This is a genomic window from Actinoplanes missouriensis 431 (assembly GCF_000284295.1).
GTDB lineage: Bacteria > Actinomycetota > Actinomycetes > Mycobacteriales > Micromonosporaceae > Actinoplanes > Actinoplanes missouriensis.
Genome location: NC_017093.1, coordinates 384,679 through 410,749, shown reverse-complemented (window position 1 = coordinate 410,749; position 26,071 = coordinate 384,679). Strand labels below are relative to the sequence as shown.

The window sequence follows — 26,071 nt, the reverse complement described above, 5'->3', positions numbered from 1 at the left end:
TACCCGGCGGGCAAGATGAATCACCCACCGCAAACCCGCTCCACCGTCCTGTTTCCCAGGGAGTGCCGTGTCCGACTTCAAGCCGGGACTCGAGGGCGTCATCGCGTTCGAGACCGAGATCGCCGAGCCAGATCCGACCGGCGCCGCGCTGCGGTACCGCGGAGTCGACATCGAGGATCTGATCGGCCAGGTCTCGTTCGGCAACGTCTGGGGCCTGCTCGTGGACGGGAAGTTCGGTCCCGGCCTGCCGCCGGCCGAGCCCTTCCCGGTGCCGGTGCACTCCGGCGACATCCGGGTCGACGTGCAGTCGGCGGTCGCGATGCTGGCGCCGTACTGGGGCCTGTCCCAGCTCTTCGACATCACCGACGAGCAGACCCGCTCCGACCTGGCCCGGGTGTCGGTGACGGCGCTCTCGTTCGTGGCGCAGGCGGCCCGCGGGCTGGGCCTGCCGGCCGTCCCGCAGAAGGACATCGACAAGGCCGAGACCATCGTGGAGCGGTTCATGCGCCGCTGGCGTGGCGAGCCGGACCCGCGGCACATCAAGGCCGTCGACGCGTACTTCATCGCGGCGGCCGAGCACGGGCTGAACGCCTCCACGTTCACCGCCCGGATCGTCGCCTCCACCGGCGCGGACGCGGCCGCCTGCATCTCCTCCGGGATCGGCGCGCTCTCCGGACCGCTGCACGGCGGCGCGCCCACCCGGGTGCTGCAGATGCTCGAACGGGTGGAACGCAGCGGAGACGCCACCTCGTACGTGAAGGACGTCCTCGACCGCGGCGAACGCCTGATGGGCTTCGGGCACCGCGCCTACCGGGCCGAGGACCCGCGTGCCCGGGTGCTGCGCCGGATCGCCAAGGACCTGAGCGCCCCTCGCTTCGAGGTGGCCGAGGCGCTGGAGGCGGCCGCCCTCGCCGAACTGCAGGAACGCCGGCCGGAGAAGTACCTCTTCACCAACGTGGAGTTCTGGTCTGCCGTGGTCCTCGACTTCGCCGAGGTGCCGGCGCACATGTTCACCTCGATGTTCACCTGCGCCCGGGTGGCCGGGTGGAGCGCGCACATCCTGGAGCAGAAACGGCTCGGCCGGATCCTGCGCCCCGGCCTCGCGTACGTCGGACCGGCGCCCCGCAAGCCGCAGGAGGTCGAGGGCTGGAGCCACCTCACGCATAATGTGTGACCGTGGTTGACATCCGGATTCCTGACACGATCAAACCCGTCGACGGACGGTTCGGCTCCGGGCCGAGCAAGGTCCGGCCGGAAGGCGTCGAGGCGCTCTCCGCGGTGTCCCGCACCTTCATGGGCACCTCGCACCGGCAGAAAACGGTGAAGGACCAGGTCGCCCGGTTGCGCCGGGGCCTGGCCGAGTTCTTCTCCATCCCCGACGGGTACGAGGTGATCCTCGCCAACGGCGGCACCAGCGCGTTCTGGGAGGTCGCCACGTTCGGGCTGGTCCGCCAGAAGGCTCAGTTCGCCGAGTTCGGCGAGTTCGGCGCCAAGTTCGTGCAGGCCGTCACCGACGCGCCGTTCCTGGCCGAGCCGACCGTGCACCGGGCGCCCGCCGGGCAGGCCGCCTATCTGACCGCCGAGGCCGGCGTCGACGTCTACGCCACCGTGCAGAACGAGACCTCCACCGGCGTGGCCGTCCCGGTCCGCAGGGTGGCCGGCGCCGACCCGGGCGCGCTGCTGCTCACCGACGCCACGTCCGGCGGCGGCAGCCTCGACGTCGACGTGCGCGAGACCGACGTCTACTACCTGGCCCCGCAGAAGGCGCTCGGCTCGGACGGCGGGATCTGGCTGGCCCTGCTGTCGCCGGCCGCCATCGAGCGGGCCTACGAGGTCAAGGCGAGCAAGCGGTACATCCCGCAGTTCCTCGACCTGGTGACCGCGATCGAGCAGTCCCGTCTGGAGCAGACGTACAACACGCCGGCGCTGGCCACCGTCTTCCTCGCCGCCGAACAGGTGGACTGGATGAACGCGCAGGGCGGCCTGTCCTGGGCGGTCAAGCGCAGCGCGGAGAGCGCCGCCGCGATCTACGGCTGGGCCGACAAGTCCGATTTCGCCCAGCCGTTCGTGACCGATCCGGCGCTGCGCTCCGCGGCGGTCGCGACGATCGACTTCGCCGAGGGCGTGGACGCCGCGACGATCGCGAAGGTTCTCCGGGCGAACGGCGTGGTGGACACCGAGCCGTACCGCAAGCTCGGCCGCAACCAGCTCCGGGTCGCGCTCTACCCGACCGTCGATCCCACGGATGTGGCGGCTCTCACCGCGTGCATCGATCACGTGGTGGAACGACTGTAAGAAATCTTGCTGGTGACGGGCCTCATTGCGGTGAACGGCCCGTCACCCGTACCCAATAAATGGGTTTTGGGTTTAGATAGCGTTTGGTCATGGAAGAGAGTGAAGATCATCTTCCCTGGTCAGCGAGTTCGACGGCGTGGCTTACCCCCATAGGGTGACCAAGGCGCGTACCGTGTTCCGAAACGCGCCCGGGTAGCTGACTCTCGGGACATCAGGCCAACGCGACGAGACGGAGGCAACGCATGCGGCCGGTACGCTTCGTCGCCCTCTCCGAGGACGGTCAGGCCCTGGTGCTCGCCGATGAGGTCGGCCGGCTCCTGGCGCTTCCCATCGACGACCGGGTGAGCGGGGTGCTGACCGAAGGCGGCCAGAGCTCCGGCACCGGGACGGCGGTGGCGGTCCTGTCACCGGAGATGACACCCTCACTGTCCCCCCGCGACATCCAGTCACGCATCCGTTCCGGCGAGTCCGCCGAGGACGTCGCCCGCATCGCCGGCGTGCCGGTCGACCGCGTGCTCCGCTACGCCGGTCCGGTGCTGCAGGAGCGGGCCATGCTCGCGCAGCATGCCCGCCGCACCCGGCTGAAGACGTCGGACACCGGCCAGCCGCTCGCCGAGGTGGTCGACAGCCGGCTCGCGCAGCACGGGATCGACACCGAGAAGATCTCCTGGGACGCGTTCCGCAAGGACGACGGCGCCTGGCGGATCGTCGCGACCTGGCCGTCCGGCAAAGCCACCGCCCAGGCCATCTGGGACCTGGACAAGGGCCGCCAGGTGGTCTCGCCGCACGACGACATGGCGCAGTACCTGTGCGCCGAGCGGCCCACCCAGATCCTCGGCCAGGAGCCGGCCCCGGAGCGCGGCGGCCACGGCCTGCCCGGTCCGGCCCGCAGCTCCGAGCCGGCCCGCGGCGGTCACGGCCTGCCGACCACGTCCGACGCCTCGCCGTCGCGCAACCGCGACCCGATCCGCGCCGGGCGTGACGCCCTGCTCGCCTCGCTCGACCGGCCGCTCGAGGGCAGCTCCGGCCGCGGCCTTGAGCCGGTCTCCCCGGCCGCCCGGCGTCCGGTCGCCGGTGGCGCCGCGGCGCTGCTCGGCGGTGGCGCCGGTTCCGCGTTCGACGACGACGCCGATCTGCCGAAAGAGGTTCCGGCGGTGCCGTCGCTGGCCGTGCTGCGCCCGCGCCGCACCGTCGGTCAGGGCAACGCGCCGGCCAGCACGGAGACCGAGGAGAACAAACCGCGCAAGCGTCTGCCCAGCTGGGACGACGTGCTGTTCGGGGGCGGCCCGGCCGCCCGGGAGTCCTCCTGAGCCTGTTCGTCGCGATCTTCCCGCCGGAGGACGTCCGGCGGGATCTCGCGTCCTCGGTGCCCGGCATCCGGTCCCGCGCCGACAAGTGGCACGTCACGCTGGCATTCCTCGGCGACGCCGACCCGGCCCTGGTCGCGCCGGCGCTGGGGCAGGCGTCGCTCGGCGACCCGTTCACGCTGCGGCTGACCGGCGGCGGGCGGTTCCGGTCGGTGGTCTGGGCCGGCCTCGGCGGGGACGTGGCCTCGCTCGGTGCGCTGCGTGATCGAGTGGTCGGGTGCCTGGCCGGCTTCCCGATCGACGACCGGGACTTCCAGCCGCACCTGACGGTCTCGTACCGGTACTCCGCGTCGATCCTGAACGGGTTGGCGGACTACGCGGGTCCGGAGTGGTGGGTCCGCGGGGTGTCACTGGTCCGCAGCGCCGAGGGGACCTATTCGCGGATCGGCGAGTGGACGCTGCCCTGATCGACTTCGGTCGCCTCCGCCCCGGATCCCGTTGGCGCGGGCACGGTCCCTCGGCCTCCCCCGCCGACCCGAACTCCGGCGCTGCGTGGGGAGTCGAGGTGCGGAGCGTGCCCGACATCCACACGCGGGCGGCGACCCTGGGCGGCTAGGAGCGGGTGCGCAGGAGCATGCCTGCCGCCTGCAGCTCCGCCTCCACCCGCAGGCGCTCGATCTCACGGTCGACGCCCGTCAGCGGCTGCAGGTGTTCGGGCAGGCCCAGGCATCGGCAGGCGAGCTGCAGCCGGGCGTCGTAGGCGCTCAGCACCGCCGCCGACCAGACCTCCGAGTAGCGGGTCGGGCCGCTGCGGCGCTGCTTGTCGAGACGGCGCAGGTCGTACGCAATCTGCTCGATGGATGGTGAACCGGTGGGGGTGACCGGGTCGCGGACCTGGAGGGCCCGGTCCAGGCGGCGCAGGGAGCGCAGCTCCCGGCGGCCGTCGCGGGTGAGCAGGCGGCGCACGCCGCGCGTCTGGGGGTCGAGCACGGCCACCGCCGCGCAGGGCAGCATCAGCAGCGCTGACAACGCCGCTGAAAGCACAGCAATGTGCGCGATCGCCACGAGTTCGACGCTAGAGCCTGACGGTCGGAGCCGGTATACCCGTTTGGTGGACTCGGACTGCCAACGTCAGGGCCCAAAAGCCACAAAACGCCACGTCAGACGCGGGCCACGGGCTCGGCCTTCGCCGCGGGGCCGGCCTCCGCCGCCGACTTGGCCTCAGTCGAAGGGCCGGCCTCAGCTGAAGGACCGGCCTCCGTAGAAGGGCCGGCTTCCGTCGAAGGGCCGGCTTCCGTCGAAGGGCCGGCTTCCGTCGAAGGGCCGGCTTCCGCCACCGGCTCGGCATGCCCACCCTGCGACGCGCCCGAGGGCGGCGCCGGAGCGCTCACCACGTGCACCCGCCGGTCGCGCACCTCGAGCCGATCCCCACTGACCCGCAACTGCCACACCAGCGCGCCCACCGCGGCCACGAAGCTGACCACCCCGGCCGCCCAGATGCTCGACGGCACCCCGAAGTGCTCGCCCCACCAGCCGGACAGCGACGCCCCGATCGGCGTGGTGCCCAGGAAGACCAGCACGTAGAGGGCCATGACCCGCCCGCGGTACTCCCCGTCCACGCCCATCTGCACCCGGTGGTTCGCCCCCTGCGCCAGATAAATCGAGAAGAACCCGGTGGGGACCAGCAGGATCGCCGCGACCAGGAAGTTGGGCGAGAACCCGACGGCCACCTCGAAGACGCCGAAGAGCAGCGCCGCGCCGATCACCCGGTACACCCCGGGCCGGGCCCGCCGCCGCGTCCCGGCCAGCGCCCCACCGAGCGCCCCGATCGCCAGACACGTGGTGAGCAGCCCGAACGACGACGGACCGGCGTTGAAATTGATCTTTGCGAGGGCGGCCAGCGTGACCGGGAAGTTGAAACCGATCATGCCGATCACGGCCATCAGGCAGATCGGCAGGACCAGATCGTGCCGCTTGCCGACATACCGCAGGCCGTCGATGACCCGGGCCTGAGCGCCCTTGACCCGCGCCGACCGGTAGAGGTCGTCCGGCCGCATCCAGATGTAGGTGAAGACCGGCGCGATCGACAGCACCGTCGAGATCAGGAAGACCCCGGGCGTGGAGAGCACCGCGAGCAGCACGCCCGCCAGCGCCGGTCCGCTGATCCGGGCGATGTTGAAGGTGGCCGCGGAGAGCGCGAGCGCGTTCGGCAGCAGCGGGAGCTCGACGAGCTCGGAGACGAAGGCCTGCCGGACCGGGGTCTCGACCGCGTTGGCGATGCCGAGCAGGAGCGCGAAGACGTAGACGTGCCAGAGCTCGACCACGCCGCTGGTGACGAGCACCGCGAAGGCGACGGCGAAGAACGCGAAGGCGGCGTTCGCCGCGACCAGCAGCTTGCGCTTGTCGTAACGGTCGGCCAGGCGGCCGCTCACCAGGGTGAGGAGCATGACGGGTACGAACTGGAGCGCCGTCACCGTCCCCAGCGCGCCGGGTGAGTTGTCGGAGAGTTCCAGCACCAGCCAGTCCTGGGCCGTGAACATCATCCACACGCCGATCAGCTTCACCAGCTGCCCGCCGGCGAAGAGGCGGTAATTACGAACCTGCAGAGACCGGAATGTGGCGCTCAATGGGCCCCCAACGTTTCGTCGTACGCGTCATCGTCGTGTGACGAAGCGGAACGACACGAAAGGGCGTCAGCCCCGTGCGACGCGCTGCAGAATCTCCGCGGCGTGTGCAAGGGTTTCCCGTTCCTCCGGGCTCAAACGGTCGAGAGCCTGTGCCAACCACTGGTTACGGTCCTGCTCGTACTGCGCGTAGACGGCTTTCCCCTGCTCGGTGGCGGCCAGGATGACCTGGCGACCGTCGGTGGGGTGCGCTTTACGTGCGACAAGCCCGCGGTCCTCCAGCTTGCCGACGATCTTGGTCATCGTCGGAGGCTGGACCCGCTCCACGTCGGCGAGCTCACGAGGGGTCAGCTCGCCGGCCAGCTGGAGGCTGGTCAGCGCGGAGAGCTGACTGAACGTGAGATCGCCGACCGGCCGGGCCTGCCGGACCCGGCGGCCGAGCCGGGTGATCGCGTCCCGCAGCGTTTTGGCAAGCGGTTCCGCTGTCGCGCGTTCCGTCGTCACCACCCGCTCCATCACGTTACTTAGCCTAGCTAATGAGCATGGCTAACGACATCGGATAACCCGTATGACCACCGTCACCGGCACGCTAGCGCAACCGGTGACGGTGGAACACAACCGAGGATTCAGAGAACCCAGGACTCCAGCGGTCCCCGGGCGAAATAGAGCACGAACAGGGCGGCCACCCCGTACAGGATGGGGTGGATCTCCCGGGCCTTGCCGGTGAAGGCCTTCAGGATCACGTACGAGATGACCCCGGCCCCGATGCCGTTGGAGATCGAGTACGTGAACGGCATCAGCGTGACGGTCAGGAACGCCGGCACCGCGATGGTGTAGTCGGTCCAGTCGATCTTCGTGACCGTGCTGATCATCAGGAAGCCGACGACCACGAGCGCGGTCGACGCGGCCTCGAACGGCACCACCTTGACCAGCGGCGCGAAGAACATCGCGAACAGGAACAGCACACCGGTGACCAGGCTGGCCACGCCGGTCCGCGCGCCCTCGCCGACACCGGAGGCGCTCTCCACGTACGACGTGTTGCTGGAGACGCTGGCCGCGCCACCGGCGGCCGCGGCCACCGAGTCGACGAGCAGGATCTCCCGGGTACGCGGCGGCATGCCCTCCTTGTCGAGGAGCTCACCCTCCTGGCCGACCGCGACCATCGTGCCCATGGTGTCGAAGAAGTCGGTGATCAGCAGCGTGAAGATGAACATCAGCACGACCAGCCAGCCGGCCGTCGACCACGAGTCCAGCACGTTGAACTGCCCGATCAGCGACAGGTCAGGGGTGTCGATGATCTTGTCGGGCAGCGTCGGGACGTTGAGCGACCAGCCGTGCGGGTTGGTGACGACCGAGCCGACCCCGGCGATCGCCTCGACGATGATCGCCAGGACGGTGGTGCCGAGGATGCCGATCAGGATGGCGCCCTTCACCTTGCGGACGAAGAGCACCAGCGTGAAGAGCAGGCCGACCGCGAAGACCAGCGAGGGCCAGGTCATCAGCTTGCCGCCGATGCCCAGCTCGACCGGGACGGTGGTGTTGGCGGCGTCCGGCACGCGGTGCACGAACCCGGCGTCCACCAGGCCGATGATCATGAGGAAGAGACCGATGCCCACGCCGATCGCGGTCTTCAGCTGGGTCGGCACCGCCCGGAACACGGCGGTACGCAGGCCGGTCAGCACCAGGATGGCGATCAGCACACCCTCGATGACGACCAGGCCCATCGCGTCGGCCCAGGTCATCTCGGGCGCGATCTCGTACGCGACGAGCGCGTTCACGCCGAGGCCGGCGGCGAGCGCCAGCGGGAAGCGTGCGACCACGCCCATCAGGATGGTCATCAAACCGGCGACGAGCGCGGTGCCGGCCGCCAGCGCGGCGATCGGCAGCTGCGCGCCGGTGGAGTCGGTTCCCCCGGCGAGGATCAGTGGGTTCAGCACGACGATGTACGCCATCGTGAAGAACGTGACGATGCCACCGCGGATCTCCCGGCTCAGGGTCGAGCCGCGGGCGGTTATCTCGAAGAACCGATCGAACTTGCTCGTCGGCTCGGTAGCTATGGACATACGACCCTTCCGGGATCTCTCAACACGAGGGGACGGCCGCATGCTCTCAAACCTGATGACCTCGGTAAAAGCGGAGTGATGTTACAACTCTCACGCGCCTTCCCGATGCGGTGCGTAATGGTCGTACCCTGACGGAGTGAGTGACCTGTCGCCCGCCACGAAGAGCGCGAAAGCCGATGAGGTTCTCGGCGTGGTGGTCGGGACGAAACCGCGGCCCGAACCGCTCGACCCGCCGATGGTCCCGTTCGCCCTCGCCGGCACGGCTGCCTTCGCCGTCGCCCTGCTGCTCACCTGGCTCGCCGGGGCGCCCGATCACTGGGTGGAGATCAGCCTGGCCGGCCTGCTCTGGGGCATCCCGGGCACGCTGACGATGGTCGTGCACGACCGGAACCGCAAGCGCCGCCGCACACTGACCCACCCGGAGTTCCGGGTCACCGACTAGGACCTGACTCTAGCTGTGGCCGTAATCCTCGGCCGGCTCGCCCGACTCCACCGAGCCGTGCCCACGGCTGACCGCCATGGCCTCGACCTCGCTGTCGTCGTAAACCGTGGGAAGCTCCTCGACCGGCTGCTCAGGGGCGGTGAGCAGCGCCTCGGAGTGCGCGCCGCAGCCGTGGTCGGCGCTGACCGCGCGGCCGTCGTCCGGCGCGTAGAGGTTGCCGCAGACACCGAACATGGGGCGCATCGAACCTGCCAGCGGCAGATAGAAGCCACAGGTGCCGCAGCGGGCGTTGCGCGGGGCGGCGGTGGAGATCGGCGCTTCCGGGCCGGCGTCGCCGTCATACCACCGCTGGGCGGTCTCGGCCCGGCCCTCGCGGGACATCACCCGGGGACGGCCCAGGCCGAGCTCCCAGGAGACCTCCTCGATCGCCGGGTCGTCGCTGAGCACATAGCCCGGAGCGAGCCGGTCGTCGTCGGGCGCGGTCGGCATGAGGTCACCGACACCGAGGTCACCGGGCTGGACCCGCTCGTTCCACGGCACCCAGCCGGGCGCGAGCAGCGCGTCGGGGCCGGGCAGCAGCACGGTCTCGCAGACCGTCACGTGCCGGCTGCGCGGGACCCGGGTCACCGTGACCGCCCAGCGCCAGCCCTGGTAACCGGCGAGGTGGCTCTCGAAGAAATGGGTCACCAGCCGGTCACCCTCGGCGATCACCTCGAGGTGCTCACCGACGTCACTCGCGTCCACTTCGGTGATGGCGCCACGAGCCACCCCGACAGCATCGGCACAGACCTGGTCGAGTCGGGCGGCGCGGGCGGCAGTCCTGGAGGTCACCCGCCCATTGTTGCCTACCCCACCCGGTGCACCGCAACGAGTCCCCATATACCGCGCGTGGAGGGCGACGGGAGGGGCGAGCATCAGTCAGGATGGTTGTCATGCCGCTGCTTCCCACACTCGGACGCACCGTCGGCACCGGCGTGAAGGCCGTCCGGCTGGTGGTGCGTGGCTCGATGCGCGGAAGCGCCTGGGCCACCCGCCGGGTCGGCACGGCCCGGGCGCGCGGCGCCGCCAACGAGGTCGGCATGATCCGGCTGTTCGACCTGCACGCCGTCTCCTGCGCCGGCGACGCGCTCATCGCCATCGGACTCGCCGGGACGATCTTCAGCGTCCCGCTCGGCGAGGCCCGCAGCAAGGTGGGGCTCTACCTGCTCATCACGATGGTCCCGTTCGCGCTCCTCGCGCCTGTGGTCGGGCCGCTGCTCGACCACTTCCGGCACGGGCGGCGCTACGCGCTGGCGGTCACGATGCTGGGCCGGGCCTTCCTCGCCTACGTGATGTCGGACAACCTGCTCGGCTGGGGGCTCTATCCGGCCGCGTTCGCCGTGCTCGCCTTCTCCCGGGCCTACGGCGTGGCCCGATCAGCGGCCGTGCCACGCCTGCTCCCGGCCGGGGTGGGCCTGTCCCAGGTGGGCGCGCGAGCCAGTGTGTACGGGACGTTCGCCGGCATCGTGGTGGCGCCGATCGGCCTGCTGGCGTTCAAGTTCGGGCCACAGTGGCCGCTGCGCGTCGCCACGATCATCTTCATGGTCGGCGTGGTGATCGCGCTCAAGCTGCCGCCGCGCGCCGACTCCGATCCGCCGGAGGAGATGCCGCGCGCGTGGCGTGCGGTTTTCCGGACCGCCGGCTCCGGCCGCCCGCTGGCCGAGCGCCTGGTCCTGGCGAGCCTGATCGGCAGCTCCAGCCTGCGCCTTCTCTACGGCTTCCTGCTGCTTTTCCTGACTTTCGCGATCATGGGGAACGACCTGCCCAGCTCGTTCCTCGGGTTCGAGCTGAACCGGGGCGCCGCAGTCGGCGTGGTCGGTGGCGCGCTCGCCGTCGGCACGTTCCTCTCCACCGCGGCCGGCACCGGTCTGCGCATCCGCCGGCCGCTCGCGCTGCAGTCCAGCGGTCTGGTGGTGACCGCCGGCGTCGCCGTGCTCACCACGATCTTCTACAACCTCGCGATGGTCACCCTGCTGGCCCTGCTCACCGCGATCTTCAGCGGCATCGCGAAGCTCGCGGTCGACGCCAGCATCCAGGAGCGCGTCCCGGAGCAGCAGCGGGCCACCGCGTTCGCCCACTCGGAGACGGCGCTCATGCTGGCCTGGGTGGCCGGCGGCGGCCTCGGCATCATCCCGCTTCCCGGCAGGATGGGCATCGGGCTCGCCGCGCTGCTGGCGGTGCTCGCCGCGGCACGCGCCGCGTGGGCGGCCGCCCGATTGCACAACGAGCGCTTGTCCGGCCGTCCCGACAACCCCCCGGGGGTACGCGGTGACGACCCCTCCCGTGAGCCCGTCATGGAAGCGGTCGATCCCTGGGCCGACACCGCACCCGTGTCGGCGGCCACTGCGGCGCCCAGCCAGCGCGGAACCGGCCCCGCAGGCGCGCAGCGCGGAACTGATCCCGCAGGCGCGCAGCGTCGGACCGATCCCGCAGGCGCGCAGCGTCAAACCGACACCACGGCCGTCCAGCGCGACGCCGACACCACGGCCGGGCGGCGCGGGCCGGATACGACGCTCATCGAGCCGCCGCCCAGCCGGAAGCGCTGGTTCGGCCGCCGCAAGGCGAAGGCGCCGGCCGCACCACCCGAGACCACGTGGACGCCGCCCCACCCGGAGCGGCCCACGCGACCCGAGCGGCCCACCCGGCGGGAGGAGGCCGAGGCGGAGCCGCCCACGGTTCGATACCGCGGCGGCGACGGCAGCGGCACCACACCACCCCGGCCGACAAATGCCGGAGCGCCGCCGGGATACCACGTCTACCGGCCCTCCGGCACGGGTTACGGTTCGCGGGATGTCGATCCTGATGCCGGTGAGGACTCGTGACCCCGTACAAAATCTTGGTGGTGACCGCGGTTGACGCGGAGGCCGCAGCGATCCGCGCGGGTCTCGACCCCGATCTGATCGTGGTCGACGCCGTCGGCGTCGGCCCGGCGGCCGCCGCCGCCGGAACCGCGCGCCTGCTCGCGACAGGCGCCTACCGAGCCGTGATCAGCGCCGGGATCGCCGGTGGGTTCGCCGGTCGGGTCCCGGTCGGCGGCACCGTGCTCGCCACCCGCAGCATCGCGGCTGACCTGGGTGCCGAGACCCCGGACGGGTTCCTGCCGGTGGAGGAGCTGGGGTTCGGCAGCAGCGTGCTGGAGTGCGATCCGGTGCTGCTCAAGGCCCTGAGCGCGACCCTCCCGCACGCGATCACCGGCGATGTCCTGACGCTGAGCACGGTGACCGGCACGCAGGCGACCGCGGACCGGCTGGCGGACCGCTTCCCGGAGGCGGTCGCGGAAGCCATGGAGGGGTTCGGGGTGGCGAGCGCTGCCGCCGCTGCCTCCGTGCCCTTCGCCGAGCTGCGGACGATCTCGAACGCGGTGGGGCCGCGGGACCGGTCGGCGTGGCGGATGGCCGAGGCGTTCGCTGCGCTCCGGGCCGCCGCTCCCGCGCTGATCATTTCGTAACAGTCAATCTGTTGCCCTCGTCACTTTCGGGCGGCATGCTGCGCTGAACAGCACGCTTTCATCCCGGCGAAGCGAGGCACGATGGACGACGAGAGCGGTACCGGGATGACGGCCGCGTCCCGGGCCCGGCTGATCGGCGCGGGTTACGCGGCTCAGGGTCTTGGCTATGCCGCGGTGGTCACCGCGCTCCCGGCGTTCAAGGACCGGCAGGGCATCGACGACACGTTCGTCTCGGCGATCCTGCTGCTGGTCTGCGTGGCCGCGGCCGGCGGTTCGATGCTGGCCGACCGGATCGCCACCCGCTGGGGCAGCCGGTACGCTCTCGCCTCCGGATTGCTGCTGGTCTCGGCGGGTCTGGCCGGGGCCACTCTCGCCACGCCGAACGCGGTGTTCACGGCCATCCTGCTGGCCTACGGCGTCGGCCTGGGCGCGGTCGACGCATCGCTGAGCATGCAGGGCGTGCTGGTGCAGGCACGGCTCGGGCGCAGCGTGATGAGCCGGCTCTTCGCGGCGTACACGGCGGCTGCGATCGCCGCCGCGCTGCTGATGTCCGGTGTGCTGGAAAGCGGCGCGGGCGCCGAGCTGGCGGTCGGCGTGGCCGCGGTCTTCGCGGCGCTGATCGGCGTGATCGGCTGGCGCCTCTTCGAACCCGGCAGGACCCTGCGGTCGGCCGCGGTGCACCCGCACGGTGGCCGCGCGATCCGCCCGATCGTGCTGGTCTGCGGCATGCTGATCTTCACGGCGTTCCTGGTTGACTCGGCCGTCAGCACGTGGAGCTCGGTCTACCTGCACGACTCGCTCGCCGCGGCCTCCTCGGTGGCGCCGCTCGGTTACGCGGCCTACCAGGCAGCCGTCCTGGTGAGCCGTCTCGTCGCCGACCACGTGATGCCCCGGGCCGGCCGCCTCATGGTCGCCGTCGGCGGCCTGGCAGTCTGCGGGATCGGCTGCGGGCTGGTGGCGCTGCTGCCGTCGGTCGGCGCCGCGGTCACCGGTTTCGCCATCTCCGGGATCGGGGTGGGCGTGCTCGTCCCGCTGGCGTTCAGCGCGGCCGGCGAGGCCGCCGCCGAGAACAGCGACGAGGTGATCGCCAAGGTGAACCTCTTCAACTATGGCGGCGCCCTGGTCGGCGCGGTGCTGTTCGGCGCCCTGTCCGAGCCGATCGGGCTGCAGATCGCCTTCCTCATCCCGGTGGTCGCGGTGGTCCTGACGCTTCCCCTGGCCCGCCGCCTCAATCACCTCACCATCGCCGCACCGGCAGCGAAACCCGCTGGCTAAGCTTGCGGCGTGCCGAGGCTCGTCGATCACGACCGGAGAAAGGCTGAGCTGCTCGCCGCGGCGTGGCGGGTGGTCCGCGCCCGCGGGGTGGAAGGCACCACGACCCGCGCCATCGCCGACGAGGCCGGTTGTTCGCTGAGCGTGCTGGCCCACTTCCTGGGCGGCAAGGACGACATCCTGGTCGCCGCGCAGAAAGCGGTCTACGACCGGATCGTGGAGCGAGCTTTCCGGATCGGCGGTGACCTGTTCGGGCTGGACGGCCTGCGTGCCGCGCTCGAAGCGGTGCTGCCACTGGACGAGGAGCGTGCCGCCGACGCCCACGTCAACGTCGCGTTCGCCGGCGCCGCGCTCTCCCACCCCCGGCTCGCCGAGTCGCGCCGCCTGTCACACCAGGAGATCCGGGTGCACCTGGTGAACTGTCTGCGCGAGGCACGGGAGCTGGGTGAGCTACGGGCCGGAGTGGACGACGAGTCGGTGATCGACGACTTCATCATCCTGGTGGAGGGCAGCACGCTGCTCAGCCTCGTGGACGGGTGGGCCGAGGAGGGCCGCGCGGAGCGCCTGACCCGCCTCGCCACACAGTTCGTCGACCAGCTTCAGCGGGCCGACACGCTTCAGCGCTGAGCCGCGATCAGGTCGCGGTACCAGTACCAGGAGTCCTTGCGGGTGCGCTCCAGGCTCGACTTGTCGACATATATCAGTCCGAAGCGCTCGTCGTAGCCGGCTGCCCACTCGAAATTGTCGAGCGCCGACCAGACGTAGTACCCGTCAACCCGTACCCCCGCTGTGATCGCCTCTGCCACCGCGCGCAAGTGGGCGTCCAGATAGGAGATGCGGCGCTCGTCGTGCACCCGGCCGTCCGGGCCGGGCGGCGCGTCATGGAACGAGGCCCCGTTCTCGGTGATCACTACGGGCGGCAGGTTCGGATAGCGGTCCTTCAGCGTCACCAGGATCTCGGTGAGCCCGGACGGCACGATCGCCCACCCGAAATCGGTACGCTCGTCGCTCTTCACCGGCACCGGGGAGAACGGCATACCATCCGGAATATCCACTTCGAGTACGCCGGAGTAGTCCTTGCCGGCTTTCGGCGCCTCGATCATCGTCGGCTCGTAGTAGTTGAGCCCGTAGAAGTCCAGTCGCGCGCGGATCAGCTCCAGATCACGGTCCAGCTGCGCGCCGGAGGTGCCGATCCCGGCGGTGATCAGTTCACTGGGGTACGCGCCACGCAGGATCGGGTCGGAGAACGTCCAATTCGTGAGCTCCTCGAACAGTCCCGCCGCCATCAGATCCGCCGGATCCTCACTGGCCGGGACGACCGGGAAGTGCTGATTCGCCACCCCGACCGTGGCGGCGCCGTGCGTCCGCAGCACCTGCACGGCCAGACCGTGGGCGAGCAGCTGGTGGTGCGCCGCGGGCAGCGCCTCCAGCCCGAGCCCACGGGCGGGGGCGTGGTCGGTGAGCGCGTACCCGTACAGGGTGTGGACGTTCATCTCGTTCATCGTGATCCAGTCGCGAACCCGGTCGCCGAGTCGCTGCACCAGCGTGCCGGCGCAGTCGGCGAGGCGGTGCGCGGTGTCCCGGTTCAGCCAGCCGCCGGCGTCCTCCAGGTTCTGCGGCAGATCCCAGTGGTAGAGCGTCGGCACCGGCCGTACCCCGGCTTCGAGCAGCGCGTCGACGAGCCGGTCGTAGAAGCCGATCCCGCCGGAGAGCACCCGCGGCCAGGAGAACGAGAACCGGTAGTCGTGCGTACCGGCGTCGGCGATGTGCCGGACGTCCTCGGCGTATCGGTTCACGTGGTCGATCGCGACCCCCGCGTTCTCGCCGTGCCGAATCGTCCCGGGCCGCGCCGCGAACGTGTCCCAGATGCTCGGGACCAGGCCGTTCGTGCCCTCGATCTGGTAGGCCGAGGTTGACATGCCGAACCGGAAACCGGGTGGGAACTGGATGTGCAAGGGGTTCCTTTCTATGGGAGTTCGCGCAGGCGCGGCAGGGCTGTCAGCGCCAGCAGCGCCGCTACCCCGGTCAGCAGGTACAGCGCCGGGTATCCACCGAGGCCGGTGACGATCGGCGCGGCCACGACCGGGGCGATGAGCTGGGGCAGGGTGCCGGCGATGTTGGCGACGCCGAGCATCGTGGCGCGGGTCTCGGCGTCCGGCAGCACGTGCGTCATCACCGCCATGTCGACCGCGATGTAGGCGCCCCAGCCGATCCCGACAAGTACGGACGCGGCGATCACGACGCCGGTCACCGGCACGAACGCCATCAACGTGGCGCCGGCCGCGATCACCACGGCGGCGACCGCGACGAACACGCGACGTCGTTCCCACCGGTCCGAGAGAACGCCGCCGAATCCACCCGCGATGCCGGCGAACACGACGTTGACGACGGTCAGGATCAGCACCCAGAGGGCCGGGTCGGCGACGCCGACCCGGTCGGACAGGTAGTAGAAGAGGTAGACGAGGACGAGCGCGTTGCTCAGGTTGAGCAGGAACCGGATCAGCCACGCCCAGGCGAACTGCTCCGTGACGCGAAGCTTGACGTGTACAGACCGACGCGTCGACGAGGCCGCACGTGTTGACGAATCAACACGTCCAGTCAAGTCGTCGCGTCCCGCTGAATCAACACGTGCAGCCGAGTCAACACGTGCAGCTGAATCAACACGTCCAGCTGAATCAACGTGTCCTCTGTGTTGAGTTGATGCCGGTGCGGTCCATGCGTCAACACTTGCCGCCACGGGCATGCGTCTGTCCCTGTGCAGGATCAACAGGGCTGCGCCGAGCGCCGGCACCGCGATCGCCACCGCCACGTAACCCGGCGCGCCTTGCCCCACCGCGACAGCCAACGCGGTACCCAGCACCACCCCGACGATCTGCGCCACCCCGAAGATCGATCCGACCGTGCCGCGCTGTCGTTCCGGCACCCGGTCGCCGATCATCGCGGCCAGCGCGGCAAGCGGCCCGTTCAACCCCGCCTGCACCAGACACCAGCCGGCCACCATCGTCACCCGGGTGTCCGCACCGGCCAGCACCAGCAGACCGACGACACCAACCCCGGCGCCGGCCACGAAGATCGGCAACCGGCGTGATCCGATCCGGTCGGAGAGGGCGCCCCAGAGCGGATTCGCCACCATCGACACAGCGGCGCCCCACGCGGTCACGAATGCGAGCAGAGCCTCCTTGCCGTCCTCACCGGCCAGCCGTGCAGCCTGCTCCGGGAGCAGGATCTGGATCGGACCGAACCAGCCCGCCGCCACACCGACCATGGCCAGGCCATAGGCGATCATCCAGCGGCGGCGGACCGGTGCCTCGACCACTGTCACGCACGCGCCCTTTCCCACATCACCGTGTAGGCCTCGGCGCCGCTGAGCAGCTGCTTACGGAGTTTCGTCGCGTCGGATCCGGACTGGTTGATCAGATCGGTGATCCAGTCGGCGTAGAGGCCGTACTGGGCGACACCGTCGGTGTTCAGGTCGAACGTCCGGCCGCCCCAGACCTGCTTCGTGACTGTCGTGCCGTTCGTCGCGGTGAACGGGTAGCTGAGCGGGCTGGACCCGGCGTTCAACCGGGGAGCGGCCTGCGGGCCCAGCCCGTTCACGTCGGTGCCGACCCCGTACCCGGTGATCTTCGAAGCATTGGCGAGACCCTGGTGCGCGCGCCATTCGTCGAGGAAGGTCGGGGTGTCCTGGCCGTCGTCGGTGGCCGCGAAGGCATAGCTGGCGACGAATCCGCCGAGGCCCAGGATGCGGTTGACGATCGTCGGATCCGACCAGGTGTGCACCGACGTGACGCCCGGATATCCGGCCTGCTGGGCGATGTCGAGGACCGCCTGCGCGGTCTTCACCCCCATGTGGTCGATGTGGATGATCATGCCGCGCTCGATCATTTCCTGGATCAGGTACGTTCCGAGCGAGGTCAAGCCGCGGGTGTTGCAGATCTTCCCGCTCGGATAGACCGGCAGGATCGTGCCTGCCGGGAGGCTCACCCCGAGTTCCAGCAGCTTCGCGAAGTCGTCACTCACCAGGGGCTGCTCGTTGTCGCTCGGACCGGTGCAGCTGGTGGCGGTCCACCAGTGCCCGCTGGAGAGGAACTGGCCCACGTTGATCGCGGCGCCGGTCGTGCCCTCGTCGAACCGGGTGCCGCCGAACGCGTTGTCGAACTTGTGCACCGGGTAGAGGCCGCTCACCCCGAGGCTCGCCAGCTCGTCGAGCCCGGCGTCGATGTCGGCGGTCGTGCACTGCGGCACGTCCTTGATCTCCCGGCATCCGAAGAGCTCGGAGTTCTCCACGCCGATCGTGACGGCCAGCTTGCCCTGTGCGGCGATCTGGCGTACCTGGGCCGGGGTGGTCGCCAGCCGGAACCAGCCCTTGCCCGGTCCGCCGCTGCGGGCGTCCACGTAATCCTGCATCTTCTTCAGGTACGTGGCCTGCGCCCGGATCTGGTCCATCTCGTCGCAGGAGGTGTGCTGCGGGGTCAGCTCGCAGATCACCCGGTTCGCGACGAGCAGCACGTTGAGCACCCGCTGCCCGGACTTCCAGGCCCGCTCCAGGCTGCGGAAATACGACGCCTCGTGCAGCATCGTGTCGTTCTGCGGCCAGTCGCCGAACGTCGGCCACCCGTCCTCGGCCGAGTTGATCGGGTCGGTGCCCGCGATGATCGCTTCGAGCAGGGCCCCCCAGCCGAGCGTGGCGTGTGAGGGGCAGCCCTTCAGCGCCACGGTCACCCCGCCCGGCGCGTACGGGTCACCGCAGTGCAGCGAACCGCCGAACGCCTCGGCCGCAGTGATGTGCGCGTGGGCGTCGATCCAGCCGGCCAGTTTGCCGTTGGCGTCCACACCGGGGGCCGGGGTGCCGGTCACGCCTGTCGCGATGTCCGGGTTCGTGGCGCAGCCGGTGGCCGCCGCGAGCGTGTAGGTGGAGCTGCCCGCACCGAGTCCGCCGAGGTAGACGCCCATCTGCTGACCGGTGGCGGTGGAGACGAAGCGGTATTTGCCCTCGGAGACGGTGGCGGTCCAGTCGGCGCGGTCGCCGTAGTCGGCGCCGGCCCAGACCCAGCCGACCACGCTCTGGTAGATCGGGGCACCGGTGGAGTCGCGGATCGCGTACCGCCCCAGTTGGGTGGCCTCGAAGCGGAATTTCTCCGCCTTCGACGCGGTGCTGGTGTACCCGTACCCGACGCTGTCCTTGAAGACGTAACCGTTCGAAGCCTGGAGGGTGACGCATGCGCCCTCCAAATCGTTGGCGGGCGTCCAGCTCGCGGCGTGGGCGGCGGGCGCGGGCAGCCCACCAACCAGGCCGAGCACCAGGACGCCCGCGGCTAGTGATCGGAACCGGGCCACGGGACACCCCCTTGATCGATCAAATGATCCAACAAAGCGGAGTGTAAGAATTGTCACGCCATAGATCCAGATGTAAACGCGAAAGTTTTTCCCCCGCGCACCCCCGGGTGTGGGGAGCTAGACAGCCGCCCCATGCGGCACTCACCGGCGGGCGGCGCTAGCGTGAAACTCGTGGAACTCTCACTGGCCGTCTCGCCGTGCCCGAACGACACCTTCGTGTTCCACGCCTTGATCCACGGGCTGGTTCCCGACGCGCCGCCGGTCAATCTGACGTTCGCGGACGTCGACGTGACGAACACGGCCGCGCTGGACGGCAAGTTCGACCTGGTCAAGGTGAGTTACGCGGCGCTGCCCTGGCTGCTCGACGACTACGAGCTGCTGCACTGCGGCGGCGCGCTCGGGCGGGGCTGCGGCCCGCTGGTGCTGGCGCGCGAACCCCTCGCGGATCCGACCGGGAACACCGGAGCCGGAGCGAGCGGGAAGGCCGATCTGACCGGCAAGACCGTCGCGGTGCCCGGTGACCGCACCACGGCGTACCTTCTGTTCCGCCTCTGGTCCGCCGAGCACCCGCCGGCCCGGATCGAGGTGGTCCCGTTCCACGAGATCATGCCGGGCGTCGCGGCCGGCCGCTATGACGTCGGCCTGGTCATCCACGAGGCCCGTTTCACGTACCAGCGCTATGGGTTGACCGCCCTGGCCGACCTCGGCGAGTGGTGGGAGAGCGACACCGGCCTGCCGATCCCGCTCGGCGCGATCCTGGCGAAAAAGGGGACCGTCGACCCGGTCGAGGCCACCGAGTGGATCCGTGCGTCGCTGCGCCAGGGCTGGCTCGACCCGGCCGCCAGCCGGGAGTTCGTCCTCGCCAACGCGCAGGAGATGGAGCCGGACGTGGTGAACCAGCACATCGAGCTCTACGTCAACGAGTTCACCCTGGAGCTGGGCAAAGACGGACTCGCCGCCGTCGAGGCCCTGCTCGGGCGCGCGGCGGCGGCGGGTCTGACACCTGCTGTATCGAATATCTGAGGATCAGAGCTCGAACTCGCGGGCGACCGCGTGAACCAGCTGGGCGATCCGCTGTGCGGTCTTCTTGTCCGGGTAACGGCCTCGCTGCAGTGACGGCTGCACCGAGCTCTCCAGCACCTTGATCATGTCTTCGATCATGCTGGCCAGCTCGTCCGCCGGGCGGCGGCGGAGCTCGGCCACCGACGGCGGCGCCTCCAGCAGCTTCACACCGAGCGCCTGCGCGCCCTTGCGGCTGTCGACCACGCCGAACTCGATTCGCTGACCGGTCTTCAGCTCGGTGACCCCGGTGGGCAGCGAACCCTTGGGCAGGAACACGTCGCCGCCCTCATCACTGGTGACGAACCCGAATCCCTTCGCCGCGTCGTACCACTTCACTCGACCCGTGGGCACCGCTGACCTCAACTTCACTCAATGGGCACAACTGCTCACGGCAAGGCTATCCAGACGCGGGCCCGGACCCAACAGCAATCTCATCCAGCAGGGTCGGGAGATAGGTCAGATCGGGCAATACGTACGTCGCTCCGGCCTCCGCCAACTCCGCCTCGGAGCAGGGGCCGGTGGCCACCCCGATGCCCGGCACACCGGCCGTACGGGCTGCCACCATGTCCGCCACGTGATCGCCCACATACCACCGCGCACCGTGCTCCACCAGCGCGGACGCCTTGCCCTCGGCGAACAGGTCGCCGGCCAGCTCGTCCGCGCGCATGCCCAGATGGTCCAGGTGCAGAGCGGCCAGCCGGCCCAGTTTCGAGGTCACCACGACCACCCGCAGACCTGCCGCGCGGACCGCGTCGAGCGCCTCGACGGCACCCTTCATCGGCACCGTCGGCGCGATCGCGAGCTCTTCGTAGAACGCCCGGTAGGTGACGACGGCGTCCTCGATCTCCTCCGGCGGGAACCAGTACCCCAGCTCGGTCCGCAGCGGCGGGCCGAGCCGGGAGACGGCGAGATCGGCGTCCACGTGCACGCCGGTCCGGGCGCTGAGCGCCAGATAGGCCTCGCGGATGCCCGGCCGGGAGTCGATCAGGGTCATGTCCAGGTCGAACCCGACCGCCGCGGGCATCACTCCTGGGTGAAGGTGGGCGTGTAGGTGAGGTTCTCCACGGGCAGCGGGAAGGTGATGTCGTCACCGAACGGCGAAGGAGCGGCAGCGCGGTCGGAGATGAGCTCCGAAACGTGCATCTGACCCTTCATGTCGACCCCACGGGGTGCGCCCTTGGGGCTGGCGGTCACCTGCGTGCCCGGCATGTTGGCCTTCGCTGCCACGATGAGTCCTCCTCGCAATCGAGGCCCGGCCACGCCCGGACCCACCACTATCGTCCCATGAACGTTAGCGTTGAAGACGATGGCCACCACATTCGCCGATCAACTACGGTCGCTGCCCGACGAGGCTCTGGGCGCGCTCATACAGCTGCGCCCCGATCTCGTCGTTCCGGTGCCCGCCGACATCTCGGCCCTCGCCGTACGCGCACAGTCCCGTAACTCGGTCGCCCGCTGCCTGGACTCGCTTGACGAGTTCACCCTGCTGATCCTGGACGCGGCCCGCCTGAGCCGCTCCGCCGACACCGCCCTGACCTCGGTCGACGCCGTTCTCGAACTCACCGGCGGGGTCGACGCCGCGGACGTCCGGGGCGCGATCGACCGTCTCCGCACCCGTTTCCTGCTGTTCGGCCCGCTGGAGTCGCTGCAGGTGGTGGGCGCGGTCGACGAGGTCACCTCGCCGTACCCGGCCGGCCTCGGCCGTCCCGCCGACTTTCTCGACCCGCAGGCCGGCGCGCTCGTCGCGGACCGGGCGAAGCTGCGGCGCACCGTGCTCGCGGCGCCGGCCCCCGCCCGCGCGGTCCTCGATCGGCTGGCCGCCGGTCCCCCGATCGGGGCACTCTCCCGGGCCGCGCTCGACCAGACCGAGCCGGTTCGCTGGCTCGTCGACCAGCACATCCTGGTGCCGGTGTCGGAGGCCGGCCGGGCGCCGCGCCCGGACGGTGAGCTGGTCGAGCTGCCCCGGGAAGTCGGCATGCTGCTGCGCCGCGAGACCGGGCCGCTCGGTGCGCTGCGCCCGTTCCCGCCGCTGCCCGACGCGCCGGTCCGCGACCGCAAGGCCGCCGACTCGGCCGGCGCCGGTCAGGTGATGGAGGCGGTCCGCGCCACCGAGGCGATCCTCGACGCGCTGGCCGCCGAGGCCGCACCCGTTCTGCGGGCCGGCGGCCTCGGCGTGCGTGACCTGAAACGGCTGGCCAAGGCGGCCGGCGTCGACGAGCCCGGCGCGGCCCTGCTGATCGAGACGGCGTACGCGGCCGGCCTGCTCGGCGAGTCCGAGGTGAATGCGCGCAACGCCACCACGGCGGCCCAGGACGTGTTCCTGCCGACCGGGGCGTACGACCTGTGGCGGGCGACGGGCGTCGCGCACCGCTGGGCCGCGCTGGCCCGCTCCTGGCTGATGATGACCCGGCAGCCCGGCCTGGTCGGCCGCCGCGACGACCGGGACCGCCCGATCAGCGCGCTCGCGCCGGACGCCGAACGCGCGGGCGCGCCGCAGGCCCGGCGGGAGGCGCTGGACGCCCTCGCCGATCTGGAGCCGGGCGCCGCGCCCGCCGTCGACGACCTGCTCGGACTGCTCACCTGGCAGGCGCCGCGACGGTCCCGTGGCCGCGAGGTGGCACACCGGGACGCCTACACCGGGGCGGCTCTTCTCGGGGTCACCGGGCTGGGTGCGCTCACCTCGTACGCCCGCCTGCTCCTGGCCGACCCGGAGCCGGACGAGACCGACCCGCTGGGGTTGCACCCGGCGGAGGCCCCGGCCGACGCCGTCCGAGCGCTGGACGAGCTGCTCCCGGCACCGGTCGACCACCTGCTGGTCCAGGCCGACCTGACCGTGGTGGTGCCCGGCCCGCCGGAACCGGACCTCGCCGCCGAGCTGGACGCGGTCGCCGAGCCGGAGTCGGCGGGCGGCGCGAGCGTCTTCCGGGTCACCCCGGCCAGCGTCCGGCGCGCCCTCGACATCGGTTACCGCGCCGACGACCTGCACACGCTGTTCCGGCGACGGTCCCGGACGCCCGTGCCGCAGACGCTGACCTACCTGATCGACGACACCGCGCGCAAGCACGGCGGCCTGCGCAGCGGCTCGGCCGGTTCCTACCTGCGCAGCGACGACGAGGCGCTGCTGGCCGAGGTGCTCGGCGACAAGCGGCTGATCCCGGTGGACCTGCGCCGGATCGCGCCGACCGTGCTGGTCAGCCCCCGTCCGGTGGCCCGCCTGCTGGGGGCGTTGCGGGACGCGGGTTACGCGCCGGTCGCCGAGGACGCCGGCGGCGCGACGGTGCTCACCCGGCCGAAAGCGCGGCGGGCGCCGAGCCGTACCCCTCGGATCGCCGAACCGCTGGGGCCGCCGCTGCTGGCCGGCCCCCGCCTGGCCGGCGTCGTCGAACAGCTGCGCCGCGGCGACATCGCGACGCGTGCGGCCCGGCGGGCGCCGGTCACCGTGCGTGCCGCGCAGGGCCAGGCGGTGCCCGGGCTCACCGCGGTGCAGCAGCACAGCCAGGCCATGGCGGTGCTGCAGCAGGCGGTCCGGGACAAGGCCCGGGTCTGGGTGGGGTACGTGGACTCGCACGGCGCCACGCTGTCCCGGCTGGTCAAGCCGGTCTCGTTGAGCGCCGGTTACCTACGCGCCGAGGATGAGCGCGGGGAGAGCCTGCACACGTTCGCCCTGCACCGGATCACGGCGGCGGTCACCGAGGAGTGAGTATTGCCGGGCCGCACGCCCCCGTATCGCGCACGGCCCGGCTTCCCTATACACGCGCGGGCGCCGCGGAATGTTGCACCCGATTTCCGTGGCAGACTGGAGGGTCGGCTTTTTCGCGGTGCGGAGGGTGTACGAGTGAGCGGCGGACCACTGATCGTGCAGTCGGACAAGACCCTGCTCCTGGAGGTGGATCACCCGGACGCACAGGCGTGCCGGATGGCAATCGCACCCTTCGCCGAGCTGGAACGCTCGCCGGAGCACGTGCACACGTACCGACTGACCCCGCTCGGGCTGTGGAACTCGCGGGCCGCCGGCCATGACGCGGAGAGCGTGGTCGACGCGCTCATCAAGTTCTCGCGTTACCCGGTGCCGCACGCGCTGCTCGTGGACATCGCCGAGACAATGGACCGCTACGGCCGTCTGCAGCTGCTGAACGACCCGGTACACGGCCTGGTCCTGCGCGGCCTCGACAGGATCGTGCTGGTCGAGGTGGCGAAATCGAAGAAGCTGGCCGGCATGCTCGGCGCCCGGATCGACGACGAGACGATCGCGGTGCACGGCTCGGAGCGCGGCCGGCTCAAGCAGGCGCTGCTGAAACTCGGCTGGCCGGCCGAGGACCTGGCCGGTTACGTCGACGGCGAGGCGCACGAGATCGACCTCGCGCAGGACGGCTGGACGCTGCGGTCGTACCAGCAGGAGGCGGTCGACGGCTTCTGGGCCGGCGGCTCCGGCGTGGTGGTGCTGCCCTGCGGCGCCGGCAAGACGCTGGTCGGCGCGGCTGCGATGGCGACGGCGAAAGCGACGACCCTGATCCTGGTGACCAACACGGTCGCCGGCCGGCAGTGGAAACGCGAGCTGATCGCGCGGACGTCGCTGACCGAGGACGAGATCGGGGAGTACAGCGGCGAGCGCAAGGAGATCCGCCCGGTCACCATCGCGACGTACCAGGTGCTCACGTCGCGCCGCGGCGGCGCCTTCACCCACCTGGACCTGTTCGGCGCCCGCGACTGGGGCCTGGTCATCTACGACGAGGTGCACCTGCTGCCCGCGCCGATCTTCCGCTTCACCGCGGACCTGCAGGCCCGCCGCCGGCTCGGCCTCACCGCCACCCTGGTACGCGAGGACGGTCGCGAGGGTGACGTCTTCTCGCTGATCGGCCCGAAACGCTACGACGCCCCGTGGAAGGACATCGAGGCGCAGGGCTGGATCGCCCCGGCCGAGTGCGTCGAGGTCCGGGTCACGCTGACCGACGCGGAACGGATGGCGTACGCGGTGACCGAGGCCGAGGAGCGTTACCGGGTGGCGGCCTCCGCCCGTACCAAATTGCCTGTGGTCAAGGCCCTGGTCGAGAAGCACCCGGGCGAGCAGGTGCTGGTGATCGGCGGCTTCCTGGACCAGTTGCACGAGCTCGGCGAGTACCTGGACGCCCCGATCGTGCAGGGCTCCACCACGAACAAGGAGCGGGAACGGCTCTTCGACGCGTTCCGTGACGGCTCACTGCGGACGCTGGTGCTCTCCAAGGTCGGCAACTTCTCGATCGACCTGCCCGAGGCTGCGGTGGCGATCCAGGTCTCCGGCACGTTCGGCTCCCGCCAGGAGGAGGCGCAGCGCCTCGGCCGGGTGCTGCGGCCCAAGGGCGACGGCCGGCAGGCGCACTTCTACACGGTCGTCTCCCGGGACACCATCGACACCGAGTACGCGGCGCACCGGCAGCGTTTCCTGGCCGAGCAGGGTTACGCGTACACGATCGTCGACGCCGACGACGTGCTCGGCCCGCCGCTACCCCAGATCGACTGAGCTGCCCCACTGCAGCGAGAGGCGGGTGGCGGCCCGCTCGGCGCGGATCTCCATCAGGTCACCGAGGATGATCGCGCGGTCCTCGACGAGGATCCTCTCGTCGAGGCCGACCGTGGTGCGTTCGCTGACGAAGACCGGGCTGCCGGCCGGCCGTTCGAGGAACCCTGCGACGTCCTCGGGGAGCAGGCCGGGGACGATCCGCTCGGAGGCCCGGGCGATGACGGCGCCCGCCTCGGCCAACGCCGAATACAGCGAGACGATCCGGAAATCCACCTCAGGCGCGAGCGGCACGGCGATCCGTGACGTCTGGTGGATCGCCGGTTGCCCGTCGAGCAGCCGGAGCCTCTCCAGCACGCCGTTCTCCAGGGACAGCACCACGGTCGTCACCTCGTGCCCCTGTTCCCGCAGGTCCTCGACGAAGCTGCGCAGGGTGTCCACCCGATAGGCGGCATGGGCCGGGGTCACATAGGTGCCCCGGCCCGCCTGCTGCACGATCAGCCCCTGGTCGCGAAGCTCCTGCAAGGCCTGGCGCAGCGTCATCAGCGTCACGCCGTAACTGGCGCTGAGCTCCCGCTGAGCCGGCAACGCGTCCCCGGGACGGTAGACGCCGTCGCGGATCTTCTCGGCCAGGTCGGTCGCGATGCGCCGATAGGCCGGTACCCGATCCGCCATGGTCCTCCCGTCA

Annotated in this window: 24 protein-coding genes; 12 read left to right on the top strand and 12 right to left on the bottom strand. The window is 70.7% G+C overall.

Annotated elements, in window-relative coordinates:
• Nucleotides 1-67 precede the first annotated feature (67 nt).
• From AMIS_RS01970 to AMIS_RS01955, 4 genes are all read left to right on the top strand, one after another.
• Nucleotides 68-1,174, top strand: a complete 1,107-nt coding sequence (locus AMIS_RS01970) for a citrate synthase 2 (protein ID WP_014440509.1) — start codon at nucleotides 68-70, stop codon at nucleotides 1,172-1,174.
• Nucleotides 1,171-2,295 carry a phosphoserine transaminase gene (serC, locus tag AMIS_RS01965; protein ID WP_014440508.1) on the top strand — a complete coding sequence of 375 codons (1,125 nt, stop codon included), beginning with the start codon at nucleotides 1,171-1,173 and terminating at the stop codon, nucleotides 2,293-2,295. Before AMIS_RS01970 ends, serC begins: the two co-directional genes overlap by 4 nt.
• Nucleotides 2,296-2,537: 242 nt before the next feature.
• Nucleotides 2,538-3,605: a septation protein SepH gene (gene sepH / locus AMIS_RS01960; RefSeq protein ID WP_014440507.1), complete on the top strand. Its 1,068-nt coding sequence runs from the start codon at nucleotides 2,538-2,540 to the stop codon at nucleotides 3,603-3,605.
• Nucleotides 3,554-4,069: a 2'-5' RNA ligase family protein gene (locus tag AMIS_RS01955; RefSeq protein ID WP_083888560.1), complete on the top strand. Its 516-nt coding sequence runs from the start codon at nucleotides 3,554-3,556 to the stop codon at nucleotides 4,067-4,069. The genes sepH and AMIS_RS01955 overlap by 52 nt, the downstream gene beginning before the upstream one ends.
• A 145-nt stretch (nucleotides 4,070-4,214) precedes the next feature.
• On the opposite strand, the gene AMIS_RS01950 is transcribed toward AMIS_RS01955, so the two are convergent.
• The 4 genes from AMIS_RS01950 to AMIS_RS01935 form a co-directional block, all read right to left on the bottom strand.
• Nucleotides 4,215-4,667, bottom strand: coding sequence for a hypothetical protein (locus AMIS_RS01950; protein WP_014440505.1), 453 nt, complete (start codon nucleotides 4,665-4,667; stop codon nucleotides 4,215-4,217).
• 95 nt (nucleotides 4,668-4,762) lie between these two features.
• The gene (locus AMIS_RS01945; protein WP_157435227.1) at nucleotides 4,763-6,208 is read right to left on the bottom strand and encodes an MFS transporter; all 1,446 of its coding nucleotides are present in this window, start codon (nucleotides 6,206-6,208) and stop codon (nucleotides 4,763-4,765) included.
• 87 nt (nucleotides 6,209-6,295) lie between these two features.
• Nucleotides 6,296-6,745: a MarR family winged helix-turn-helix transcriptional regulator gene (locus AMIS_RS01940; protein ID WP_386934434.1), complete on the bottom strand. Its 450-nt coding sequence runs from the start codon at nucleotides 6,743-6,745 to the stop codon at nucleotides 6,296-6,298.
• Between the two features lie 107 nt (nucleotides 6,746-6,852).
• Complete coding sequence (locus tag AMIS_RS01935) at nucleotides 6,853-8,289, bottom strand: NCS2 family permease (RefSeq protein ID WP_014440502.1); 1,437 nt, start codon at nucleotides 8,287-8,289, stop codon at nucleotides 6,853-6,855.
• Nucleotides 8,290-8,524: 235 nt separating this feature from the next.
• Between AMIS_RS01935 and AMIS_RS01930 the strand changes: the two genes are divergently transcribed.
• Nucleotides 8,525-8,731, top strand: coding sequence for a DUF2530 domain-containing protein (locus tag AMIS_RS01930; RefSeq protein WP_051042370.1), 207 nt, complete (start codon nucleotides 8,525-8,527; stop codon nucleotides 8,729-8,731).
• 9 nt (nucleotides 8,732-8,740) lie between these two features.
• On the opposite strand, the gene AMIS_RS01925 is transcribed toward AMIS_RS01930, so the two are convergent.
• Nucleotides 8,741-9,610: a DUF3027 domain-containing protein gene (locus AMIS_RS01925; RefSeq protein ID WP_041829510.1), complete on the bottom strand. Its 870-nt coding sequence runs from the start codon at nucleotides 9,608-9,610 to the stop codon at nucleotides 8,741-8,743.
• 53 nt (nucleotides 9,611-9,663) lie between these two features.
• On the opposite strand from AMIS_RS01925, the gene AMIS_RS01920 reads away from it, so the two are divergent.
• The 4 genes from AMIS_RS01920 (at nucleotide 9,664) to AMIS_RS01905 (ending at nucleotide 14,117) form a co-directional block, all read left to right on the top strand.
• Nucleotides 9,664-11,592, top strand: coding sequence for an MFS transporter (locus AMIS_RS01920; RefSeq protein ID WP_157434712.1), 1,929 nt, complete (start codon nucleotides 9,664-9,666; stop codon nucleotides 11,590-11,592).
• Entirely contained in the window at nucleotides 11,589-12,218 is a 630-nt protein-coding gene (locus AMIS_RS01915) for a futalosine hydrolase (protein ID WP_014440498.1), read from the top strand. Before AMIS_RS01920 ends, AMIS_RS01915 begins: the two co-directional genes overlap by 4 nt.
• Before the next feature lie 81 nt (nucleotides 12,219-12,299).
• The gene (locus AMIS_RS01910) at nucleotides 12,300-13,493 is read left to right on the top strand and encodes an MFS transporter (RefSeq protein ID WP_014440497.1); all 1,194 of its coding nucleotides are present in this window, start codon (nucleotides 12,300-12,302) and stop codon (nucleotides 13,491-13,493) included.
• Between the two features lie 9 nt (nucleotides 13,494-13,502).
• Nucleotides 13,503-14,117 (top strand): TetR/AcrR family transcriptional regulator, encoded by a 615-nt coding sequence (locus AMIS_RS01905; protein ID WP_014440496.1) that lies wholly within the window; start codon nucleotides 13,503-13,505, stop codon nucleotides 14,115-14,117.
• On the opposite strand, the gene AMIS_RS01900 is transcribed toward AMIS_RS01905, so the two are convergent.
• The 3 genes from AMIS_RS01900 to AMIS_RS01890 are packed head-to-tail and all read right to left on the bottom strand — an operon-like array spanning nucleotide 14,108 to nucleotide 18,827.
• Nucleotides 14,108-15,445, bottom strand: a complete 1,338-nt coding sequence (locus tag AMIS_RS01900) for a glycoside hydrolase family 1 protein (protein WP_014440495.1) — start codon at nucleotides 15,443-15,445, stop codon at nucleotides 14,108-14,110. The genes AMIS_RS01905 and AMIS_RS01900 overlap by 10 nt on opposite strands.
• Nucleotides 15,446-15,456: 11 nt before the next feature.
• Nucleotides 15,457-16,812: an MFS transporter gene (locus tag AMIS_RS01895; protein WP_157434711.1), complete on the bottom strand. Its 1,356-nt coding sequence runs from the start codon at nucleotides 16,810-16,812 to the stop codon at nucleotides 15,457-15,459.
• Nucleotides 16,809-18,827 (bottom strand): amidohydrolase family protein, encoded by a 2,019-nt coding sequence (locus AMIS_RS01890; protein ID WP_014440493.1) that lies wholly within the window; start codon nucleotides 18,825-18,827, stop codon nucleotides 16,809-16,811. Before AMIS_RS01890 ends, AMIS_RS01895 begins: the two co-directional genes overlap by 4 nt.
• A 171-nt stretch (nucleotides 18,828-18,998) precedes the next feature.
• On the opposite strand from AMIS_RS01890, the gene AMIS_RS01885 reads away from it, so the two are divergent.
• On the top strand, nucleotides 18,999-19,850 hold the full coding sequence (locus tag AMIS_RS01885) for a 1,4-dihydroxy-6-naphthoate synthase (protein ID WP_041829509.1): 852 nt from the start codon (nucleotides 18,999-19,001) through the stop codon (nucleotides 19,848-19,850).
• A gap of 3 nt (nucleotides 19,851-19,853) precedes the next feature.
• On the opposite strand, the gene AMIS_RS01880 is transcribed toward AMIS_RS01885, so the two are convergent.
• From AMIS_RS01880 to AMIS_RS01870, 3 genes are read right to left on the bottom strand one after another with little or no spacing between them, the layout of a single operon-like run.
• Complete coding sequence (locus AMIS_RS01880; RefSeq protein WP_014440491.1) at nucleotides 19,854-20,240, bottom strand: cold-shock protein; 387 nt, start codon at nucleotides 20,238-20,240, stop codon at nucleotides 19,854-19,856.
• A 46-nt stretch (nucleotides 20,241-20,286) separates the two neighbouring features.
• The gene (locus AMIS_RS01875) at nucleotides 20,287-20,913 is read right to left on the bottom strand and encodes an HAD family hydrolase (RefSeq protein WP_014440490.1); all 627 of its coding nucleotides are present in this window, start codon (nucleotides 20,911-20,913) and stop codon (nucleotides 20,287-20,289) included.
• Nucleotides 20,913-21,116, bottom strand: coding sequence for a hypothetical protein (locus AMIS_RS01870; protein ID WP_014440489.1), 204 nt, complete (start codon nucleotides 21,114-21,116; stop codon nucleotides 20,913-20,915). Before AMIS_RS01870 ends, AMIS_RS01875 begins: the two co-directional genes overlap by 1 nt.
• A gap of 79 nt (nucleotides 21,117-21,195) precedes the next feature.
• Here AMIS_RS01870 and AMIS_RS01865 point away from each other — a divergent pair, with 79 nt between their 5' ends.
• Together AMIS_RS01865 and AMIS_RS01860 are read left to right on the top strand one after the other, a co-directional pair.
• The gene (locus AMIS_RS01865) at nucleotides 21,196-23,589 is read left to right on the top strand and encodes a helicase-associated domain-containing protein (RefSeq protein ID WP_041829507.1); all 2,394 of its coding nucleotides are present in this window, start codon (nucleotides 21,196-21,198) and stop codon (nucleotides 23,587-23,589) included.
• A gap of 135 nt (nucleotides 23,590-23,724) precedes the next feature.
• Nucleotides 23,725-25,386 (top strand): DNA repair helicase XPB, encoded by a 1,662-nt coding sequence (locus tag AMIS_RS01860; RefSeq protein ID WP_014440487.1) that lies wholly within the window; start codon nucleotides 23,725-23,727, stop codon nucleotides 25,384-25,386.
• On the opposite strand, the gene AMIS_RS01855 is transcribed toward AMIS_RS01860, so the two are convergent.
• On the bottom strand, nucleotides 25,369-26,058 hold the full coding sequence (locus AMIS_RS01855; protein ID WP_014440486.1) for a GntR family transcriptional regulator: 690 nt from the start codon (nucleotides 26,056-26,058) through the stop codon (nucleotides 25,369-25,371). The genes AMIS_RS01860 and AMIS_RS01855 overlap by 18 nt on opposite strands.
• Nucleotides 26,059-26,071: the final 13 nt, after the last annotated feature.